The sequence below is a fragment of the Ochrobactrum sp. Marseille-Q0166 genome (genome assembly GCF_014397025.1).
In the GTDB taxonomy this organism is placed as follows: domain Bacteria; phylum Pseudomonadota; class Alphaproteobacteria; order Rhizobiales; family Rhizobiaceae; genus Brucella.
Genome location: NZ_JACJUO010000002.1, coordinates 661,066 through 681,876 on the forward strand (window position 1 = coordinate 661,066; position 20,811 = coordinate 681,876).

The window sequence follows — 20,811 nt, forward strand, 5'->3', positions numbered from 1 at the left end:
GGGTTTCGCTTCTGCTTAAAATGCGTAAGCAAAATTGCGCTAGCAGCCTAAACCTCTGGCGCAAAGCTTTATTGTTTTTTCACGTCTTTGAGATGCAGCAGGAATGACGGCTGGAGCTTGAAGCCCTGAACTGCAGCTGTGGTGACAGCGTTCTGTTTCCAGTTGGCAACAAAGAGCCATGGCGCATCGTCGTGCACGATAGACTGGATCTCGCCATAAAGCTTGCCGCGCTCTGCCTGATCGGTAGATGTACGTGCCTTGGTCAGCAATTCATCGACTTTCGGATTGGAATAATAGCCCGAGTTAAAGCCGCCTTTGTCCGGCAGGGCTTCTGTGCGAAGCGTGAGAAATGGAACCGTGTCTGGATCATTGGTCATCCATGCCATTTCAGCCATGTCTGCCTTGCCATTGAGGCCGGAATTCACGCGACCAAGAAAGGTGTTCCACTCGTAGGTTTCAATCTTCACCTTGAAGCCGACGGCTTGAAGATCAGCCTGAATAGCTGCGCCCATATTGATCGGGTCAAGCATCCCCGAGCCACCTTCTGTCACATAGAAAGTGAGTTCAGGATTGGTGGCGCCTGCTTCCTTTAACAGCTCTTTGGCTTTTTCCGGATCGTAGGGATAAGGCTCGGTTTTATCATCAACCCAGTTGAATGCAGGTGGTACGGGACCGGCCGCGACAGTTGCAGAACCTTGCAGGACATTATCGACCAGACCCTGTTTGTTGACTGCATAATTTGCAGCCTGACGGACTTTCTTGTCGGCGAACGGTCCGCTTTTGGTGTTGAGAATGCTGAACCAGACATGCGGCCCCGCCTGTTCTTCGACAGCGAAATTTGCATCCTGCTTGAAGGTCGCGAGATTATCCGGCGGCACCTCGACCATGATGTCGATGCCACCTGCCATCATTTCAGCAACGCGCGTATTGGCGTCGGTGATGGGACGGAAAACAACCGCGTTCAAGGTTGGAGCCTTATCCCAGTAGTCGGGATTACGCTCGACCACCACGCGCTGGCCAGACTGCCATTCGGTAAATTTGAATGGGCCGGTGCCCGACGGATGGCGACCAAATTCAGTGCCATATTGTTCGACGGCGGCTGGCGATACGATGAGGCCGGTCGGATAGGCGAGGTTTGACAGGAAGGGCGCGAACGGCTCTTTCAGTTTGAACTCGACTGTGTTTGTATCGACGGCATTGACGCTTTCAATGGATTCAAAGTTGAAGGAGAGGGGGAATGGACCGGTATTATAGAACGGATGATCCTTGTTCAGCATCCGCTCGAAGTTGAATTTGACCGCTTCCGCGTTGAAATCGGAGCCGTCATGGAATTTCACGCCCTGTCTCAGCTTCAATGTATAGGTTTTGCCATCGTCTGAAATGGTCCAGCTTTCAGCAAGCGCCGGCTCGATTTCCAGAGTGCCATCCTTATAGCGGACCAGACCATCATAGATGTTCACAAGGATGCGGAAATCATTGGTTGCCGTGACCGTGTGTGGGTCAAGCGATTGCGGTTCAGCAATCTGCCCGACGATCAGAACATCGGGCGGTGTCTGCGCGCCAGCGTGAAATGTCGCTGAACCCAGAACCAGAGTGGCCGCTGTCAAAACGGTGCGAAATAACCTCTTCATCAGCGGTTCCTTTCGTTTGGCCATATCTGCCTGCAAATCTGTCAGGATATAATTTATAGGGAGGAAATAACGTATATCAACAAATTATCATAATTAATTCGCGTGGCCGCGCCCGCTTTACGCTTTTCGGGGCGCGTTTGAAAAAAAGGCGGGATGACCCCGCCTTCAAATTCTCTGTGCTGTTTCAGCTATTCCGTCGGGCTGTCTTCCGGCCTGAGATCCTGCTCGGCTGTTTCTGACGTCTGATGCGTGAAGCCCTTGAGACCCTTGGTGGTTTCCTCGGCGTCGCGCTTGATCTCGACCTCGCTCATTGCATAGTGAACAGTGAGCTTTGCAATCGATGTGAGTGCGCTCAAATGAATGCGTTCATAACCATGCGAGGCATCGACACCGAAGGTCAGAAGCGCGGTGCGAACATCGTGGCCAGCCTCTACCGCAGATGCCGCGTCAGACCGATAATAGCGGAAAACGTCCTTCTGTACAGGGATGTCGTGCTGAACACAAAGCTCGTGAAGCTTTTTGGTCAGATGATAATCGAAGGGTCCAGTCTGGTCAGCCATGGCGAGTGTTACGCCAAATTCGGACGAATTCTGACCGGGCGCTGTTGTACCGTTATCGATGGCGACCAGAGACGCAATATCCGGTACAACGGCTGCAGAAGCGCCGACGCCGACTTCTTCGCCTATGGTGAATATCCAGTACGTATCGACCGGCGTTTCGACATCAAGCCGTTGCATGGCTTCGAGCGACGCTAACATGATTGCGACGCCCGCCTTATCATCAAGATGGCGTGAGACGATAAAACCGTTATCGATAAATTCCGGCATGGGATCGACGGCAACAATGTCGCCCACGTCGATGCCGAGTTCAATGAGGTCTTCCTTGTTGCGGGCAAGCGCATCGACGCGCAACTCGATATAGGGCCAACCAACGGGAAGCGTATCCACTTCTTCATTGAAGGTATGGCCGGAGGCTTTCAGCGGCAGGATCGAGCCGCGATAGATACCTTTGGAAGAGAAGATCGAAACGCGCGCACCTTCTGCAAAGCGTGCCGACCAGTTGCCGATTGAAACAAGCTCAAGCCGCCCGTTGGATTTAAGATACTTGACCTGTGCGCCAAGCGTATCGACATGGGAGACGATGCCGCGCGCGGGCTTTCTCGATTTACCGCTGCGGCGTGCGCGGATTGCCCCGCGCCGCGTAAGGATGACTTCGAGGCCAAGACGCTCCAGTTCACGTGCAACGAAATGCACCGCCTCGTCTGTGAAGCCTGTGGGACTTGGAATCGCCAGCAGGGATTCGAGCTTTTCAGTGAGATAAGTTTGATCGATCATAATTTTAGTCATAAATAGCTAGTTTACGAGACATTCCAGCATCGTCAAGCATAGCTGAAAATTTAATGCGGTTCGCAAGTTCGGCTTTCAATGCTTGCGAATACTGGGGAAAATAATTGTTATTTTACGATGATCCTTTTTATTATCTCGTTCTTTATAAATAAGTTCCTTAACTATTGGCTTCTGGAGAAGATTTGTATAGCATTATCGAATATGGAAGTATTGAATCGCTACGTGGGGACATTTATCTGGATGGTGAAGCTGCGTAACGGTGGAGACCGGTGGTTTGTTGCACTTGCCGCATGTCTCGGCGTTGGATTGCTTATATTTTTAGGGCAGCTTGAAACTGTTCGTCTCTCTTATATTCGTTTGAATGAATATCGTGATAATCTTTTATCACATTCTGTGAATGTTGCCCAATCCGGCCGAAATACATTAGTGGCCGTCAATAGTAGTCGCGAAGTTTTATGTTCTGACGACAACATCACCACGCTGAGACGCCTTGCATTCAAAGCTCATTATCTTCGTGATATTGGACGTATCAAGGACAATCGTATTATTTGTACAGCTTTATGGGGAAGGCTAGCAATCCCGGTTGTATTACCTGCATGGGATCGCGAAGCAGAGGGTGGACACCGTCTGTGGGCTAAAGCTTCGGGTATTGGCAAGCATCTTGAACCAGTCGATATGGTGGCACGGGGTTCAGGAATTGTTTTTACATCCCCGGTTGCTTTTGCCCTTTATGAGAATCCTGAACAAAATTTAAGTGCTCATGTTTTAACTCGAAACGGCAAATACATTTATCGAACTTTTGGCGCAGCACATGAGTTAACAACTCAAGTGCCAGAACAACTGGCGTGGTATGACCTTCGTTCGCGTCGCACTGTCTCAAGCTGTTCTGAAGATATCGACATTTGTGTGATCGCCGCACTGTCAGGTGTCAGTCTTTTTCAGCAACCCACAAGTGTCTTCCTGGCACTGGTAGCGTTTGGGGCAATTGCAGGTGGTGGGCTTGGTGTTGCCGCCATTCGGTGGCGACGGGGCTATTCTTCGCTCCCACAGCAAATAAAGCGCGCAATTTCTGAAGGGCGTATTAATGTTGTATATCAGCCACTTGTCGCGTTTAAAAATGGGCGTGTACAAGGTGCTGAAGTACTTGCACGGCTAACAGACGAACATGGGGAACAGATAGCCCCGGATGTGTTTATCATGATTGCCGAGCAGCAAGGTGATATAAAAAATTTGACCCGCATTGTTATTCGTAAGTCGCTGGAAGAAATGCGATCGTTATTACAAGAACAGAGAGACTTTTATCTTAGTCTCAATCTCTCCGTCGAGGATGTTGTTGATCCCAAAATTCTGTCCTTTCTCGATAATGAAAGAATGCGCCTGGGGATATCGGCCAGTCAGATCGTTCTTGAGATAACGGAACGCTCAACGACACATCATGAACAGTTGATCGAAGGAATGAGGTCATTCCGCGCTCGTGGCTATGAATTTTTCGTTGATGATTTTGGCACTGGATATTCAAACCTCGCCTATCTAGCTAAACTTCCAATCAGCGGCATTAAGATTGACCGCATGTTCACGCAGGCCATCGGTACAGAGGCTGTGAGTTCAGAAATCGTGGAAAATGTTTGCAATATTGCGGCCCGCCTTGAGTTGAAGTTGGTTGTTGAAGGCGTCGAAACCAGTGAGCAAGCGAATTATGTGCTTGAGCATTACAGCGAAGCAATTGGCCAAGGATGGTTGTTTGGTCGGCCGGTGCCTGTTGCTGAGTTTTGTAGCAATACCGTGAAACATTAAGTTGACTATCGTAATCATATATATGAGTAAAGAGCAGCCGAGCAGTATGAAGCCGCCAATTCGGCTGTCAAAAATCTTAGCTTAGCCGTTCGCTGGGCTGATGCGTATGCTGAATGAGTTGTTTTGATGTGGAATCTGCAACACCTTTTCCAGAGTCATGCACGTGAGCTTAACCGCTTTTTCCGGCGTAGGGGCCACGATGCAGAGGTTGCAGCTGATCTCACTCAAGACACATTTACACGATTGATGACGGCGATGCCGCCAGCCAAAGAGCACAATTCGCGGGCGTATCTTCATCAAATTGCACGCAATCTTTCCATCGACCTTTATCGACGGGAGCGTATTGTTGAATATGTCGATCTACCCCATGAAGAATGGCAGAGGCTGGCTGATACGACGCCAACGCCTGAAACAGTTGTTTACGACAGGCAAAGGCTTGCTATTATCGAAAATGCTTTGCGCGAATTACCCGAACAAACACGCCGCGCATTCGAATTGCACCGCCTGGATGGAAAAACAATAACCGAGGTCGCCGGTGAACTCAGTCTTTCCGTATCACGTACTTGGACATTGATTAAACGCGGATATGTGCATTTGCGTTCTCGATTGAATGAAGAGGGTTCCTCCCAAAGCTAAGGGAGAAAATTTCTCTTATTTAAACGTTACAGCATATGCGAGTTAATCAAAAAAAGCCGTTCAGTGTTCCACATGGCCGGACAAGAGGACCGATGCTGCATGGATGAAAAAGTTTCGCAAAGCGAGAGACTTTTCGAGGAGGCGCTCGATATTGTCATGCGCATTCAGGAAGACCCTGACAATTCCGTTTCAGTTGAGCTTGTCAATCTCTGGCGTGCCCGCAGCCCAGATCATGAGGTTGCTTGGCGTGAAGCTTTGGATATTTATCAAATGACGGGCAAGGTCATGCGTGATCAGCGTCGCGCCACAACATCCAAAATATCACGCCGGTCTCTTTTGACAGGCGGTGCTGCTGGTCTCGCTATTGTCGCTGGCGGGGCACTGTTGGGACCAAAGCTGATTTTGCGGTTGCAGGCGGATTACATAACACAATCAGCGCAGTTAAGTGATGTTTCGCTGCCGGATGGTAGCCGGATGACGCTGGGCCCCGATACAGCAATCCGGGTGCATTTCAGTGAGACGGAACGCCTGATTGAACTTCTGGCCGGGATGGCATTTTTTGACGTTCAATCCGATTCTGCTCGTCCGTTCAGTGTTCAAACGGGCAATCTTACAGCGACGGCCTTGGGAACGGCCTTTGATGTCAGCAATGATGCCGGTTATCTTACTGTCTCGGTCGACCATGGATTGGTCGCTGTCAGACCCTCGGGGGTAAATGATGCACCCACACCGCTCGGCCAAGGTGATTGGCTGACATTTAATGAACGAAGTCATGACTTTGAACGCGGCAATCGAGATGCTTCACAAATTGCAGCATGGCGTAAGGGGGTGCTTGTTGCAGAACGTGACACGATTGCATCTGTAGTCGCACGGATTGCGCGCTGGCAATCGGGCCGCGTGCTATTGGCACAGTCGAGCTTTGGTGCCCAGCGCATCAGCGGTGTCTTTGATCTTAATAATCCAGTCGCTGCACTTGAAGCCGTCGTTGAACCTTATGGGGGTAGAGTACGACAGGTGTCGCCCTGGCTTACAATCGTTTCCTCAATTTGATGAATTTATTTTATCAGGGGGAGAAAATTTTGAAATCCCACTCGTTTTAAACATCAGGGTCGGAAGTTAGCCGCTGCCATACAACCGCCTTTTCACTATAGCGTCAGCCGAAATCGATCCCGATTTCAGGAGAGAATGATGCGTAGATACAGGAAGTTAGAGCGTATCTGATGCGTCCGAGCGGTCGCACGACGTTCTAAGTAATGGAGTGGTTGAGCGATGGGGCTTCGGGTTAGTAAAAGTGCGGCACGCCGTTTCGGAACAAAAGTTCTGACAGGTGTGCTCATGGGGTCTGTATGCGCATATGCGCTATCCCTTTCGATAACAGTTCAGGCAGAAGCACAGACTGCGCAACAAGTTTCATTTGACATCCCCGCGGGGCCACTCGCCGTTGCGTTAGCCAATTTCGGTCGGCAGGCAGGCATGCAAGTGACTTACCAGCCGCAGATTGCAGCATCGAAGCGAGCGCCGGCCGTTTCAGGTACTATGTCACGTCAGGATGCACTATCGCGCCTGCTATCCGGGTCAGGAGTTTCTTATCGTTTCACTGGCGCAAATACCGTTGCGTTGAGCGACCAGCCAGCAGCGGCTCAAGCTCCGTTATCAGCGGACGGCACAACCCTTCTCGATACAATTACAGTGTCTGGTGGCACAGGTATCACTCCAACTGATGCGCCCTATTATACCGCAGCACCAACCAATTATATTTCTTCTGAAACCATTGAGCGTTTCAGAGGCTCAAGCCCAGCCGATATTTTCCGCGGCACACCGGGTGTGATGTCTGGCGAGGCTCGTAACGGTGCGGGTTCGATTGATGTCAATATTCGCGGCATGCAGGGCATGGGGCGTGTTGCAACAACCATTGACGGCGCTGAAAACAGCGTCACCGTATATCAAGGCTATCAGGGCATTTCCAACCGCACTTATATCGACCCCGATTTGATTGCGGGTGTGGACATTAACAAAGGATCCGATGCTTCATCGCGTGGTATAGCAGGCAGTGTCGCCATCCGTACACTCGATGCCGATGATATCGTTAAGGAAGGCGACGGCTGGGGCATGCGCGTCAAAGGCGAATTCGGTGGTAATTCGTCGACACCACACGCAGGTGCAAGAGGCGGCTATCAATGGCCTAGTTCACCCGCAAGCGCCCCAGTCGCAATTGGATCGCCTGATGGCATGGACAGACCTTCATTCCTGAAGCCGACCAACGGTTCCGTAAGTATTATCGCGGCAATCAAGGAAGAGAACTATGACTTTTTTGCTGGCTATGCATACCGCAAACGCGGAAACTATCATGCCGGGAAAAACGGGCCAGCGGCCGACCCCGTGAATATAGGCCCAACGTCAATTTGCACTGCAAGCGGATGGTGCGAGAACTGGCCCAACTACCTCGAAAATGATGGACTTACAAATTATCGCGCTGGTGAAGAAGTTCTCAATACGCAGCTTGAAACCAAATCATTTTTGACCAAAACAACGTTGCGCTTTGATGGTGGGCATACACTTAAACTCGGCTATACCGGCTTTCGTGGTGAAGCAGGCGATCTTCTTGCTTCGCGTTTTATCGGCGATAGATCACAACCAACGCAGCAAGAGGTTACGTCCGGATCAATGCTTGATACCGGCACGTTGCGCTACAGCTGGAATCCCGACGATAATGATCTGATTGATCTGCGTTCTAATCTCTGGATTACAAAGCTGCAATTGCGTAACCCGCGTCGCGGCAGCACATATCCGACATCGGAGTCGGTCGGTTTATCAAAAAACTTCCGTACCGGCTCAGACACGATCATGTGGGGATGGGATGTTAACAATACGTCGAAATTCGCGCTGGGCGAGTACGGTGATCTCGACCTGAATTATGGAATATCTTACCTCAACGAAGACACTCGGCCAAGTAAACACACAAACGAGCTCGAAGGATGGCTCAACCTTCGTGATGCTTATCGCGATGAGCTCGGTCTTTTCACCAAAGCAGCCTACAAGCCGGTTGATTGGCTGACGCTGAATACAGGATTGCGCTATTCACATTACTGGTCGCATGATCGGCGTACTGAAGCTAACAGCGTAGAGCAGCTCAATCCGGAACCAAACCGTGATTCCGGTGGCTTGAGCCCCTCCGTTGGCGTAACGGTTGAACCATTTGACGGAAGCCAGCTATACGTCAATTATTCAAACACGCTGCGCTACCCGAGCATGTTTGAATCGGTTTCCGCGTTCACTATCATTCCCAATGCAAATCTGGAGCCAGAGCGTTCGAGCAACTGGGAAGTTGGAGCGAACTTTACGAAGGATGGGCTGCTCGGTGATAATGACCGCGGAATGGTTAAGTTCGGCTATTTCAACTGGGATGTTAAAGATTACATAGCGCGTGCTTATCGCACCTTTTATCAGGATAATGGCAGCTATTTCACCGGCATGCAGGTCTATAATATCGATCGCGCGCGCTTTTCTGGCCTTGAGTTTTCAAGCCGCTATGAGGCTGGCGGATTTACAGCCGACCTGTCAGCCAACTACTATCTCGATGTCGAGTTTTGCCGCACGTCGGATTCATGTGGAAGCAAGTCGCTTTACGGCGACTACGCTACCAATCAGGTTCCGCCTAAATATAGCGTCGATCTGACATTGTCGCAGAAAATGCTGGAAGACCGGCTCACGCTGGGCGGGCGCGTTTCCTACATAGGTCCGCGTGCGATTGGCCACGGTGATGTCACAGCAGTTGGTGCAAGCCAGTTTATTGCCCAGAACCGCTGGGATCCTTATACGCTGGTCGATGTTTTTGCTGAGTATAAGGTTACTGATAGTCTGACGGCTACACTTCGTGTCGAAAACCTGACCGATCAGTATTATGTCGACCCTCTCGGTTTGGTAAACCAGCCAGGGCCGGGGCGTACTTTCTACGCAGGCCTTACCAGCAATTTTGGAGGCGATCAGCGTTTACCGCAGCTTTCGCCGTTTTCCCGTTCGCAAAGCGGAACATCTGGCATCGACTGGACCGGCTTTTACGGTGGCGTGCACACTGGTATGAACTCCGGCAGCCTTTCGTCTGTAGCAACTGCGTTCGATGGCACGTCTGACCCAATATCCAGTAGCGAATCCTTTGAAAATGGCATTGGCAATTCAGCAATGTTTGGTGTCCAGGCCGGTTACAATTATCAGTTGAACAATCGCGTTGTTGTGGGAGTGGAAGCTGATATCAGTAAAATTCGTATGAAGGGATCGCACCTCACTTACATGGAGGAAGAGTGGGTTGCGCCACGCAACGATTTTGCTGGTATCCAGTCAAACACCAATTATGAAGTTGATTGGAAAGGTTCCATTCGTGGGCGTCTAGGTTATGCATTTGATGACCGCTGGCTCGTTTACGGCACGGCTGGCGTTGCGTTTGCGCATCAGAAAATGTCACGCGATCAATATCGTTTTGATGAGATTTCCTATTCTAAAAACACGCTGTCATTCATCGAAAAGGATTCCAGCCTACGCACAGGCCTGACAATCGGCGGTGGCGTTGAGTATGCGATTAATGACCGCTGGTCAGTCTCTGCCGACTATACATACAGTCGCTTTGGCAACCGTAGTTTCAACTTTGAAAAAGCCCGCGCAGGTACAGGGCTGGATTATACGACCCGCGAACAAGTCGGAAGCGAGGTATATTCTTACAGGGACGATCCAGATACGGCTTGGATTTGTGATATGTTTCCAGATTCATGTGAGTATGAAATTCCAATTTACGAATACACGGATCATGGTGGTAGTTCGAATGTTGTGAACGGTCGTAAGTTGTCGAATTCTCTTGATACGCACTCAATAAAGCTGGGTCTAAACTTTCACTTTTAGCACATCAAGGTGCGACATTTTGTGCCGAGACGATTTTTTTCGCCTCGGCATTGCAAAAAAAGGATGGCTCAAACGTCTTAGTTAATAGAGAGGTCAATGTCCGGGTTAAACCGAAGACATGCCAAGGAATAGGGAAAATTGATATGACTGACGCCGCTATACTCGAGCAACCCAAAGCTCTTCCTCGCTCGAAGCGACTAAAGGCCCGCACAACTGGTACACACGAACGCCTTGACCAGAGTATTATGGCAGGAAAGCCATTTTCCAGTCGCGAGCGTTATGCGATGTTCTTGCAGGTCCAATATCAGTTTCACCGCGATATCAACGCTCTTTATGATGATGCAGCACTGGATAGCTTGCTCCCTGATCTTAAAGGCCGCCGCCGTTTTCATCAGGTCGGGCAGGATCTTATCGATCTTGGCTTCGAGCTTCCAACAGCAGATGCCGCATCAGCTTTTCCAGAAGGCACCAATATTGACCTGCCGACAGCTCTGGGTTGGCTTTATGTCGCCGAAGGTTCAAATCTCGGAGCTGCCTTCCTTCTCAAAGAAGCTTACAAGCTTGAACTGTCAGAAGAGTTTGGTGCGCGTCATCTTGCTGGCGCGCCCGAAGGACGTGGTTTGCATTGGCGCACATTTACCGCAGCACTGGATGATATTGATCTGACAGACGCTGAAGAAGAGCGTGTTGTAGCTGGCGCGGAAGCGGCGTTCCGTCGTGTGCATGCGCTCGTTGGCAAAATCTTTGGTTGATCCTCGCTTGTCGTAATGGCCCCATCTCGTGGGGCCGTATTTCGGAAAAGGTTCACACCAGCAAAGATTCATGAGATGCGATTTACCAGACAAGCCGAACTTTCGATTGAGTTGCTCGTTCTCTGCGCCCGCAATTCTGGTAGCCAAGCTATCACAACACGTGAGGCCGCTGAAGCAACGGGCACTACGAAGGATCATGCAGCGCAAATTGTCTCGGATTTGATCCATCACGGTTTTCTTGTTGGAACACGTGGACGTGGAGGCGGCATTCGACTGGCGCGCTCGCCTGAAGCCATCAATGTTGGAACCGTGTTGCGTTTGATGCAGCCTGGCTTTGACAATCAGGTAGAAACGGCAAAAGACGATAATTCCAGTTCTGCTTTCGGACACTTGTTGCAAGCGGCACAGCGTTCGTTTGTTGCCGCTTTCGATGACTTCACAATTGCTGACCTTGCATTGCAAACGGAGGACGGACGCCTTGCGTGCCTTGATTGCGATCTGCGGAGCATGATCAATCACGGACAAATGCTTTCAGACTTTAGACGTAAAGAAAAAGTCATAGAACCGTCTGTATGGGCGCGAGTATCATGAACGGCGCTGACGATAACCACAGCTTGCGCGGCTTAAACGAAATATCACTTTGGGCGGGGGCATGCCTTGTAGTGCTTTCAGTTCACGTAGCGGCTGCGATGTGGCTGATGCGTGAACCAGAAATAGCGATGGCAGATGATACGCCACCGGCCGCAATCATGATCGAACTGGCTGAGACACCGGAAGCAATGACGACGGAGGAAAACGAGATTTCCCCCGATCAGGAAACCGCTGATGCCAGTGCACCTGCGGAAAAGGTTGAAGATCCTGTTGATAAGCCTGAAATTGTAGAAGAAATTGCTCAGCAGGAGCCCGCTCCAGTAGAACCTGTGGAAGAGCAACAAGAAGAAGAACTTGCACAACTCGAGAAGGTTGAAGTTCCTCTGCCAATAGCAAAACCAAAACCTCCTGAACCTAAAAAAGAGATTGAAAAAAAGCCGGTTGTTAAAAAAGAAGTTGTAAAGAAAGAAGATCCTAAGAAGACGCCCGTTAAACAACGCCAGCAGGAGCAAGCGTCGTCCAAGCAGGCGGTCAAGGCCCAAGCTCAGGTCGCGCAGACAAACAGGAATGCCGCACGCCAATCGGCGTCTGGCCTATTCGCATCTTCAATGACACCGGCCCGCTGGCAGTCACGTCTTATGGCTCATCTTGAGCGTCGTAAAAAATATCCTTCCGCTGCAAAGTCGCGTGGAGAGGAAGGTGTTGTTTATGTTCGTTTTCGGATCGATGATAGCGGTAAGGTTTTATCAGCTTCCCTTGCACAGTCTTCTGGATGGCCCGATCTGGACCGTGAGGTTTTGTCGCTGGTGCAGCGCGCTTCCCCCGTTCCAGCACCTCCACCCGATGCCAATAAAACTATTACCGCACCGGTGAAATTTTCGAGGCGATAAAAGAAAAAGGGCTGGAACCTATGGTGCCAGCCCTTTTTCTCATCAGAACTTCCGGCTGAACGAGACCTTGAAATTACGCCCCGGCATAGCTGTGATACCATCACTCAGGTAAGGCTCATATTCTTTGTCGAATATGTTATCCAGACCAAGCCGCAATTCGGAATCTTTCATCAGCCCTTTTGTCGGAGTCCAGTTGAAGAAAAGGTCATGGACTGCATAGCCAGGGCTTGGTGGGCGTGCATAAGTTTTTCCATCCTGATTGTAGGGTGTTTTATTCTGATGATCTACAAAGGTGCCAGTCCACCCAAAGTTAATGTCATGATCTGGCAATTTCCAGCCCAGTGTGGTCACAAGTGTCGTCGGCATCAGATCGTTGACATAGGTGTCTGCACGGTAAATATCGTTGATGGCACCGTGACGCTTGCCAGTCATGTAGGTGAAATTGACGTCTGAAAACATGAAGTTGTTTTCGTAATGGAGTTCCAGCTCTAGTCCCCGTGTGTAATAGGATGGTGTATTCCAATAAAACGCAGCAGAGCGATATGGTACATCCACCAAATTATTTGTCCCAAATCGACGCGTAACCGGATTGGTGACGTGGTTATTAAAGATAGAGCCGCGCACCATCAACGTATCGCCGGAAGTCAATACGCTGTCGAACGACGCGTCTGCACCGATGTTGATTGTGTTGTTCCGCTCTATATGCAGACCACGACTCGTACGCGATGCCTTGGTGTCTTTGCTTTGAACGGAATAAATTTCATCAATATTCGGGGCGCGCATTGCATATGCCCAATCTGCAAACAACCGGACAGCCGGTGTAAGCTGATAGGAAGCACTGATGCCGGGTGTGAAGCCGTGATGTGAAGTCGCTGAATAGTCGTGACCAGAAGTCGGATCGTTATAAACGGGGGCAGCATTTGGCTCGCCTTCGGAGCGGATATAATCATAGCGGATGCCGGGGGTGATGATCAGCTTATCTGTGAGTGCTATGCGGTCACGTACGAAGAACGATGTTGTGTCTTGCTTTCCAGCAGGCATGATCCATGGTGCGAAATAACCATAATTATACTTAGCCTGATCCTTATAGCCCTCGAAGAACATCGTTACATCACGAAGGTGATGATTGAACTGTACACCGTAGTTCAAACTGTGATCGATGCCACCAAGCTCAAAGTTTGATGTATTTTCAGCTTCAATATGGAAATCTGAATATTTCGCATCATTTTCCGTACCTCCGAGAGAAGCACTACCCGGTACGCCATCGGGGCGAATGGCATGCATATCCGTGGATGAGTAGCTCGCCATGATGCGGGTGTTTACGAGGTCACTTTCGCCGTCATAAGTGTGCTCGACAACGGTCGTGAAATCTTTCAGCTCCCGCCATGCGAGGAGCCTACGCATAGCTTCCTTGTAGCCATATCGGTCGATTTGATAATCACTTGGCTCTAATTGCCCACGAATTGCCGCCAGCGGTCCCCAATTTTCACTTTCGCCATAGAGCACAGAAGCGGTGAGCTTATGACCACCGGCTTCACCAGAGAGCTTGCCAGAAAAAGAGGTGAGTTCGGAATTCGAGTAATTATAAATCTCGCCGCCTCCAACACGCATGTTGTCGCCCTTGCGCCATGTCAGACTTGCTATGCCGTCGAAATCAATACCTGTACCGAAATTGGAGCGGCCATAGACGGCACCGGTTTCCAGAAATTGCTTGTTGGCTGTCTGGTAAGCCGTTTTTGCCCATGCACCCCAGTTCTCGCCCGCCCGCAGCATATCGGCTGCGTCCTTGCTCTCAAGTTTGATCGTGCCGCCGAAGCCGCCATTACCATAGCGAACAGTGGTTGCACCCTTTTCGATTTCAACACGCTTGAGTAATTCTGGCTCGACAAAGATCGTACCCTGGTCATATTTCTCAAAATTCTTTGGCGCGCCGTCAAGCAGGATACGTACATCTGTCTGACGAGAGAAACCACGCATCGCAATCGATTGACCCTCCATACGTACGCCGCCGAGCATCGAAACACCGGGCGTTTTCTTCACAAGCTCGGGGATGGTAGAAGCCTGAGCCTGCTGCAACTGTTCGGATGTGATTTGCGACACGCGCGGATCAAGTTCAGAGAAATCGACGCCGGTAATGCTTCTGACTGTGATTGTGTTGAGCATCAACGATTCATCAGCAGCAGGTATGCTGGTGCTGAGCGGGTTGGCTTCGCGTTCAAGGCGGACTGTGCGGTTTCCGGTGAAGCGATATTCAATATTTGTATTGCGTAGCAGGGTCGCAAGCGCCTCTGCGGGTGTCATCGTTCCCTTGACGCCCTCTGTTCTCAGGCCACTGGTTACAGATGCGTCAAAGGCAATCTGCAAACCTGTTTGCACTGCAAGGCGGTTAAGACTGTTCGCGAGCGCTCCAGCCGGAATATTGACAGTGACAGCTTGTGGTCTCGTCTGCGCTGTTGCAGGCACGCTGATAAATGGGCTTAGAACGGTACCGCTTAAAAGTAGCGAAGCAAATAGCGGGCGTGCGCAGACGTTGAGAATGCGCGAGGAGGGGTTTTTCATGTCGTTTCCAGTCTCAACGGTCAAGGCGTTGGTGTCGGGCATTGGTATTGAGGCGCAAGCGCAAGCGCGCAAATTGCCTTTCAAAGACTGGACGAATGAGTTGATATGTTTGGGACATCTGATCGAAAATTAATTATGCAGTACCGTCAGGAGTGATCCCACACGTATTGCTTTGAGATCAAAAGCTTTGATAAAATCATCAAGTGCAGTTGCAGGGGCCGTCAGATCAAATGAGCCTGTTATGCGGCGTTCGGCGAGGCTGCTGCTTGTGATCATCACTTTACCGGGAAGGTGGCGCGCAATATCTTCGATGACATGCTCAAGCGGCTGGTCCTCAAAAACGAGACGACCGCTTCTCCAGGATGCAGCAAGTTCCGGATCGATTATCGCGACCTGACCAATGCCATTGCGGATGTCGTATGAAACGCTCTGTCCTTCATCCAGCCGTAATGTATCGAGTGGGCTAAAGGCTGACAAAGACGCGCTGGTCTGCACCTGAACTGCGTGTTCAATGACAACGATATCTGCACCGCTATCTTTTAACTTTACATCGAATTGAGTACCAAGGGCTGTCACTTCGCCATTTGCAGCTTTAACCCTGAAAGGGCGCTGCGGATCTGGTGCGACAATGAAATAGGCTTCGCCGCGCAATAGCTGTACTTGACGTCCATCATTCGTAATATCAAAAGCGACTGCCGATCCGGCATTCAATTGAACGGTAGAACCATCGCTTAATTTAATGACGGGCATTTCGCTGCTTGTCGAAATAACATCCGCTCGCAGGCGCATCGGGCCATCAAATGCAATGAAACCGCCGGTAAGAGCCGCAAATAAAAGCATCGAGCTTAAAGCAGCAGCAATCGGATAATTCGGCTTTCGTGCAGCATTTTTTGCAAAATCTGTATCGTTTAACAGTAGAAAACGACTATCACTGAACACGCGGGCGGCTTTAGCAAATGCGCGTTCATGCTGGGTATCGCTCGCGCGCCATAGTGCACAAGCTTCCATGAGCGTCTCATCATCGGGGGCGGCTTGCAATTGAAGCAGCCAATCGATTGCCTGTTCCTGAACCTGTCGCTCAGCCTCGTTCGTTTTTTTTGATGCTGCGTTCATTATGCCTGGTCCAGTTCGTCCAGTCGAATGAGGCAATGCATAAGCGCTTTCCGCAGATGCCTGTCCACCATATTTCGCGTTATTCCTAAGCGTATGGCTATTTCGTCCGGTGGCAGATTGCTCACTCTGTTGGCGATGAAGATACGGCGCTGACGCAATGGCAGCTCCATGATCGCATCACGCAAACAAGCGAGACGACGCGGCATATCAAGCGCAATATCCGGATCTGCGGTGGCACTTGCAATGTGTGCCACTTCTTCCTCCGAGCTGGAAAAAAGTTTTGCTTCAAAGCGTTCACGGCGGAAGCGATCTAGACCGAGATTGATCGCAGCGCGTGTCAGAAAGGCACGCAACGACGATTTGCCTTGAATATCGGTCTTGCGGTCCTTCAGTCTGACATAAAGATCGTGGACAATCTCGTTGGCGTTTGAAGAGACATGTCCGCGTCTGCGAACTGCGCGACAAAGATCGTCATAATAATCTGCAATTGCTGCATCAATATCTGCAATGTCATGCAATGGCAGGGTCGAAGGCAGATTTTGTTTGTCGGATCTGTTCAAGGCGGACACCACGTTGTATGGCGGCACCATAGTTATGTGTCAGGTTAAACGCAATAATATATGAGCAATGGGCTCATCTTATGTATCGGTGTTGCATTTCAGCAAAAAATTGATTTTCCGATTGTCGCAACGATGGAAAAACCCCATCGCAGCGACAAAAGGATCAAGGCCTTATTTCGGCAGCTGTGCTGCAGTTTGCTTGATCGCTGTGGTTATCTGCTGGCAGAATGGTTCTACACTTTGGCCAGAGGTTTTTGCATAATCTTCTACGTCGGTTTGCTGTCCGAGAGACTGGACAAGCCCCTTGCGGCCTGCGGCCTGAGCTTCTTCAAGACCAGACTTGTCGGCTGGTTCCTGCATAATTTTCATGATTGACTTCTGACCGTCGATGTCTTCCTGCGTGGCAAAGCCTTTGTCCTTGCAATACTCGACGATGCCAAGCTGGTTCTGAGCTGCTTTATAGAGCGCTTCAGGCGTCATCTGTGGTGCTGCGGCCTGATTTTGCGCTAAGGCGCTGCCAGCCGTGAGAGTCGCCAGAACAAAAGCGCAGATACCTGCATTTTTCATCGTTTCAACCTTTCAATTGTTTTTGCAATTTTCAGACGTGCAAAAAGATAGAGCGGGTCGAGCAAAACGGAACCCGCCCCAAAAGGCTTAAAGGTCATAAAGGGCATCGCGAAATAAAGACCTGCAAAACCGGGTAACAACTTTTTATTATGTTTGGGGTTTCCAAAGCTTTGTTTCGTCACATTCGGAGCGGGTCATTACGCCCAGAAATACCGCACAATGTGGAAGAACACCGGGGCCGAGAAGACGAGACTGTCTGCGCGGTCGAGCATTCCGCCATGTCCTTCAATCATGTGTCCCCAGTCTTTGACCCCGCGATCACGCTTGATGGCAGAGGCCACAAGCCCGCCGAAAAAGCCCATGACGCAAGCGGTCGCGGCCAGCGCACCAGCTTGCAATGGCGAAAACGGTGTGAGCCAGGCAAGTCCAGCCCCCAGAAGAGATGCGCTCGCGACCCCTCCGACAAAGCCTTCCCAGGTTTTGGATGGGGAAATATTGGGCGCAATGCGATGCTTGCCGAAGAGTTTTCCGAAAACATATTGCAGTACGTCGCTGCCCTGAACGGTTGCCACCAGAAATGCGATCAACAGCAATTTCTTGCCCTCATAGCCTGGAATATCCAGAGTCATCAGCGCAGGCACATGGCTGATGCAATATACCGAGAGCATGATACCCCATTGTTGCTCGCTGATGCGTTCGAGAAAACGCGACGTATCGCCGGAAAGGGCCGTCAGCACCGGCATCGCGAGGAAACAATAGACCGGAATGAAGATTGAATAGAGGCCGTACCAGTCGATCCAGATTAGATAGTATTGCACTGGAATGACCAGCAGGAACATGCCAAGCAGCACGCGATGGTCAGCGCGACGGGTTTGTGTAAGCGTCGCATATTCGCGCAACGAAGCAAACGAAATGAGCGCAAACAGCACGATCACTCCGCCTTTGCCGAACAGAAAGGCGATGCACATGGCGCCGACCATGATCCACCATGCCTTGATGCGCGCATTGAGGTTGACCAGCGTGGATGAAAGCGGTTTCGGTGCACGCCATGACAACACACCAGCAACGGCACTGGCTGTAACCAGAACGCCCATGAGGCCAAGGAAGAGTTGGGTCGTTTCGCTCATGGGTGATTACCATTCCGAGGCTGAATATCAAGAAGACTCTGGCGTGCGCGCGTTAGAAATTCCTTGCGGTCCTCGCCCTCATGGAGCTGAACCGGCGCACCGAAAATTACACGACAAAGAAGCGGCACGGGCAGCATCGCGCCCTTTGGCAGCACGCGTGACATGTTTTCAATCCAGCAGGGGACCAGTTCAACATCCGGTCTCGCCAGCGCAAGATTGTAAATGCCGGAGCGGAAACGCAGCAGCGCCTCATCGGTCATGTTGCGTGTGCCTTCGGGAAAGATGATGAGCGAATGACCATCGGCCAGCGCTTTCAGCATCACTTCCATCGGATCTTGTGTGCGTTCCACCCAGTTGCGTTCCACAAGCACGGTGCGCAGCAGCACTTCAGCCATGAACTGGCGTACGGCATTGCCCCGCCAGTAATCAGCACCGGCGACCGCGCGGGTGCGCGCACGTTCTTCCTGATTGAGGCAGGAGGAAAGCAGAATGAAATCACCATGGCTGGTGTGGTTGGCGAAATAGATGCGCTGGTTGCGCGAGGGGCCGGTCCCGCTCCAGATGGGCCGCACGCCGGTAATCCCGCGTGACAGGATCGCCAGAAACGAGCCGAAAATCGATTGCACCTGATGGCGGATCAGTTCCCGCATATCAAAGCCCCTGACCATGCGGCACAAAGGCCAGAAGAATGAACAGCACAATGGCAAGTGCCAGAAAAAACCGCAAACGACCGATGATGCGCCGGGAACCGGCGATCCGTTCGACGAGCGGGCGGGTGGGGCCGATTGCTTTACGCAGGTCCATTTTTTCGAGCGTCCTGTCGAGTTCGATCAGTCCCGCCTCTTCAATCGGATTTGTGGCAACCAGCCGGAAAAGTGCTGCATCGAAAAGCAGGTGAGCGGCAATTCCAAGAGTGACCAAGGTACTCGCAAGGAGGACCGGCCAGACCAGCCAGAAAGTGAGGTCATGCACGACGCGCAAAAACGGCGCGACAGCCAGTATCAATACGGCCAGTGCAATGCCGAGATAGGCGTTACGCTGTAAACTTTCCGCGATGCTTGATGCCTGCGCGCTCATCCATGCACCCCGGTATGTATATTGGGTGCGTGCAGATGCACCGGCCAGCCTTTTGCGCGGATCAGCGCTTCGGCTTCGCATTGATTGTTCACGCGACCTGTGTCGATGAGCCAATGGGCTGCAACCGTGGCGCTGCGCTGAAAGCCCAACGCGCAACAGATGAGCACCGGACCGTGATGGCGTGCGACTTCGACCGCATCTGATGCGAGCCGTAGCTTTTCTGCGGGAGGCTTGATGAGATCAATCGTGCCGTAGCTTTTCCAGTCGAGAGAGTGCGCGGGTGGCACCATTTCGGATGCAAGATCAATGACGGTCGAGAATAATTGCAGTTCTCTAGCCTTGGGGAAACGCCCGAGGAAAACATTGTCGCCAAGTTCGACATGGGCTGGGAGCTTGCGCGTCCAGAAGCGGATATTCATCCGGGCAAAGAAGCGGTAAGGCCAGAGCAACAGACGGCTGGCAAGACTGACCGCACCGTCTGTCTGTTTTTCGAAAATACCAGCACCTGCACCAAAATATCCAAGCGCTACAAGCGCCAGTGCTGTTGCGGGCCAGAACCAGAAGATCGCATAGCCGGTGATGCTCAGACCATGGACGCCCAGCGCAAGAAAAACTGTTGTCCCCGCCAGATAATACAAGCCAAGCCGCCGGGACTTCGGGTCTGATGTAAGCTGAAACTCTGCCAGCGGTGAGGGCGCGTTGCGTGGGAAAAGCCATAGCGCAAATAGCCCGAGCAAAGCGCCTGCCGGAATATCGACGGCATGATGCTGATAGGTGGTTAGCACCGATAATCCGATCAGCAGACACCAGACATGCCAGACCACACGCATTACATCGCCCATCACGCGACGCATCTGATCCCAGATAATGATCAAAAGCGCGATATGCAGCGACGGCGCCTGATTGAATGGTTTGTCGAACCCGCCCAGCACATCGAACATGAAACCCGGCAGACCGGAGGTCTCAGGTTTGACAAATGTGGCTGTGAGCGGAAAGGCGACAAAGCAAAGAACGGCGATAATCTGCGCGGTGAGATAACGCTTTGCCAGCCGGTTCACCTGTTCCGGGCTGTCATTGACGAAAAGTGCTATCGCGTAAAACAGATTGACCGACCAATAGGGAATGATGCTCCACGCTATAAAGGGAACGCGGCCTTCCCAGTTGAAAGCGAGGTTCGGCACGTCATCATGGAGAGATGCAAGCCAGTTGGCTGTGCCATAGGTCAGATAGAAAAACGGTCCAAGAAACAGAAGCCAAGCGATTGCACGGCGGATCACA

The 20,811-nt window shown here is 51.2% G+C and carries 18 protein-coding genes; 8 read left to right on the forward strand and 10 right to left on the reverse strand.

Translation table 11 applies throughout. The features are described from left to right. Positions 1-68: 68 nt before the first annotated feature. Both H5024_RS14155 and H5024_RS14160 read right to left on the reverse strand, forming a co-directional pair. Entirely contained in the window at positions 69-1,631 is a 1,563-nt protein-coding gene (locus H5024_RS14155; protein WP_187547814.1) for an ABC transporter substrate-binding protein, read from the reverse strand. A 188-nt stretch (positions 1,632-1,819) separates the two neighbouring features. Continuing rightward, positions 1,820-2,977 (reverse strand): osmoprotectant NAGGN system M42 family peptidase, encoded by a 1,158-nt coding sequence (locus H5024_RS14160; RefSeq protein ID WP_187547815.1) that lies wholly within the window; start codon positions 2,975-2,977, stop codon positions 1,820-1,822. A gap of 201 nt (positions 2,978-3,178) precedes the next feature. Here H5024_RS14160 and H5024_RS14165 point away from each other — a divergent pair, with 201 nt between their 5' ends. From H5024_RS14165 to H5024_RS14195, 7 genes are all read left to right on the forward strand, one after another. After that, entirely contained in the window at positions 3,179-4,771 is a 1,593-nt protein-coding gene (locus H5024_RS14165; protein WP_187547816.1) for an EAL domain-containing protein, read from the forward strand. 126 nt (positions 4,772-4,897) lie between these two features. After that, the gene (locus H5024_RS14170; protein ID WP_187547817.1) at positions 4,898-5,407 is read left to right on the forward strand and encodes an RNA polymerase sigma factor; all 510 of its coding nucleotides are present in this window, start codon (positions 4,898-4,900) and stop codon (positions 5,405-5,407) included. A 99-nt stretch (positions 5,408-5,506) separates the two neighbouring features. Continuing rightward, positions 5,507-6,457, forward strand: a complete 951-nt coding sequence (locus H5024_RS14175) for a FecR domain-containing protein (protein ID WP_187547818.1) — start codon at positions 5,507-5,509, stop codon at positions 6,455-6,457. 219 nt (positions 6,458-6,676) lie between these two features. Continuing rightward, on the forward strand, positions 6,677-10,297 hold the full coding sequence (locus H5024_RS14180; protein WP_187547819.1) for a TonB-dependent receptor: 3,621 nt from the start codon (positions 6,677-6,679) through the stop codon (positions 10,295-10,297). A gap of 143 nt (positions 10,298-10,440) precedes the next feature. Further along, positions 10,441-11,049 carry a biliverdin-producing heme oxygenase gene (locus H5024_RS14185; RefSeq protein WP_187547820.1) on the forward strand — a complete coding sequence of 203 codons (609 nt, stop codon included), beginning with the start codon at positions 10,441-10,443 and terminating at the stop codon, positions 11,047-11,049. A 75-nt stretch (positions 11,050-11,124) separates the two neighbouring features. After that, complete coding sequence (locus H5024_RS14190) at positions 11,125-11,640, forward strand: Rrf2 family transcriptional regulator (protein WP_187547821.1); 516 nt, start codon at positions 11,125-11,127, stop codon at positions 11,638-11,640. After that, complete coding sequence (locus H5024_RS14195; protein ID WP_187547822.1) at positions 11,637-12,530, forward strand: energy transducer TonB; 894 nt, start codon at positions 11,637-11,639, stop codon at positions 12,528-12,530. The genes H5024_RS14190 and H5024_RS14195 overlap by 4 nt, the downstream gene beginning before the upstream one ends. A 42-nt stretch (positions 12,531-12,572) precedes the next feature. Here H5024_RS14195 and H5024_RS14200 read toward each other — a convergent pair whose 3' ends face one another. Beyond that, positions 12,573-15,089: a TonB-dependent receptor gene (locus H5024_RS14200; RefSeq protein WP_187547823.1), complete on the reverse strand. Its 2,517-nt coding sequence runs from the start codon at positions 15,087-15,089 to the stop codon at positions 12,573-12,575. On the opposite strand from H5024_RS14200, the gene H5024_RS21535 reads away from it, so the two are divergent. Then, a complete protein-coding gene (locus H5024_RS21535) occupies positions 15,088-15,222 on the forward strand; it encodes a hypothetical protein (RefSeq protein ID WP_282186061.1) in 135 nt (44 codons plus the stop codon). The genes H5024_RS14200 and H5024_RS21535 overlap by 2 nt on opposite strands. On the opposite strand, the gene H5024_RS14205 is transcribed toward H5024_RS21535, so the two are convergent. The 7 genes from H5024_RS14205 to H5024_RS14235 all read right to left on the reverse strand — a co-directional run bounded on the left by H5024_RS14205 (position 15,219) and on the right by H5024_RS14235 (position 20,810). Beyond that, entirely contained in the window at positions 15,219-16,202 is a 984-nt protein-coding gene (locus H5024_RS14205; protein ID WP_187547824.1) for a FecR family protein, read from the reverse strand. The genes H5024_RS21535 and H5024_RS14205 overlap by 4 nt on opposite strands. Continuing rightward, positions 16,202-16,771: an RNA polymerase sigma factor gene (locus tag H5024_RS14210; protein ID WP_348770718.1), complete on the reverse strand. Its 570-nt coding sequence runs from the start codon at positions 16,769-16,771 to the stop codon at positions 16,202-16,204. Before H5024_RS14210 ends, H5024_RS14205 begins: the two co-directional genes overlap by 1 nt. A gap of 162 nt (positions 16,772-16,933) precedes the next feature. Beyond that, positions 16,934-17,329 (reverse strand): hypothetical protein, encoded by a 396-nt coding sequence (locus H5024_RS14215; RefSeq protein ID WP_187547826.1) that lies wholly within the window; start codon positions 17,327-17,329, stop codon positions 16,934-16,936. 197 nt (positions 17,330-17,526) lie between these two features. Further along, a complete protein-coding gene (locus H5024_RS14220; protein ID WP_187547827.1) occupies positions 17,527-18,456 on the reverse strand; it encodes a phosphatidate cytidylyltransferase in 930 nt (309 codons plus the stop codon). After that, complete coding sequence (locus H5024_RS14225) at positions 18,453-19,106, reverse strand: lysophospholipid acyltransferase family protein (RefSeq protein WP_187547828.1); 654 nt, start codon at positions 19,104-19,106, stop codon at positions 18,453-18,455. Before H5024_RS14225 ends, H5024_RS14220 begins: the two co-directional genes overlap by 4 nt. Position 19,107: 1 nt before the next feature. After that, the gene (locus H5024_RS14230) at positions 19,108-19,533 is read right to left on the reverse strand and encodes a hypothetical protein (protein ID WP_187547829.1); all 426 of its coding nucleotides are present in this window, start codon (positions 19,531-19,533) and stop codon (positions 19,108-19,110) included. Then, positions 19,530-20,810, reverse strand: a complete 1,281-nt coding sequence (locus tag H5024_RS14235) for a phosphatase PAP2/dual specificity phosphatase family protein (protein ID WP_348770701.1) — start codon at positions 20,808-20,810, stop codon at positions 19,530-19,532. Before H5024_RS14235 ends, H5024_RS14230 begins: the two co-directional genes overlap by 4 nt. Position 20,811: the final 1 nt, after the last annotated feature.

Coding starts and splice junctions, on each gene's coding strand:
- H5024_RS14215 (WP_187547826.1), bottom strand. CDS start 17,329: ATGAAAAATGCAGGTATCTGCGCTTTTGTTCTGGCGACTCTCACGGCT.
- H5024_RS14185 (WP_187547820.1), top strand. CDS start 10,441: ATGACTGACGCCGCTATACTCGAGCAACCCAAAGCTCTTCCTCGCTCG.
- H5024_RS14230 (WP_187547829.1), bottom strand. CDS start 19,533: ATGAGCGCGCAGGCATCAAGCATCGCGGAAAGTTTACAGCGTAACGCC.
- H5024_RS14170 (WP_187547817.1), top strand. CDS start 4,898: ATGTGGAATCTGCAACACCTTTTCCAGAGTCATGCACGTGAGCTTAAC.
- H5024_RS14205 (WP_187547824.1), bottom strand. CDS start 16,202: ATGAACGCAGCATCAAAAAAAACGAACGAGGCTGAGCGACAGGTTCAG.
- H5024_RS14155 (WP_187547814.1), bottom strand. CDS start 1,631: ATGAAGAGGTTATTTCGCACCGTTTTGACAGCGGCCACTCTGGTTCTG.
- H5024_RS14175 (WP_187547818.1), top strand. CDS start 5,507: ATGGATGAAAAAGTTTCGCAAAGCGAGAGACTTTTCGAGGAGGCGCTC.
- H5024_RS14160 (WP_187547815.1), bottom strand. CDS start 2,977: ATGACTAAAATTATGATCGATCAAACTTATCTCACTGAAAAGCTCGAA.
- H5024_RS14200 (WP_187547823.1), bottom strand. CDS start 15,089: ATGAAAAACCCCTCCTCGCGCATTCTCAACGTCTGCGCACGCCCGCTA.
- H5024_RS14180 (WP_187547819.1), top strand. CDS start 6,677: ATGGGGCTTCGGGTTAGTAAAAGTGCGGCACGCCGTTTCGGAACAAAA.
- H5024_RS14220 (WP_187547827.1), bottom strand. CDS start 18,456: ATGAGCGAAACGACCCAACTCTTCCTTGGCCTCATGGGCGTTCTGGTT.
- H5024_RS21535 (WP_282186061.1), top strand. CDS start 15,088: ATGTCGTTTCCAGTCTCAACGGTCAAGGCGTTGGTGTCGGGCATTGGT.
- H5024_RS14225 (WP_187547828.1), bottom strand. CDS start 19,106: ATGCGGGAACTGATCCGCCATCAGGTGCAATCGATTTTCGGCTCGTTT.
- H5024_RS14165 (WP_187547816.1), top strand. CDS start 3,179: ATGGAAGTATTGAATCGCTACGTGGGGACATTTATCTGGATGGTGAAG.
- H5024_RS14195 (WP_187547822.1), top strand. CDS start 11,637: ATGAACGGCGCTGACGATAACCACAGCTTGCGCGGCTTAAACGAAATA.
- H5024_RS14190 (WP_187547821.1), top strand. CDS start 11,125: ATGCGATTTACCAGACAAGCCGAACTTTCGATTGAGTTGCTCGTTCTC.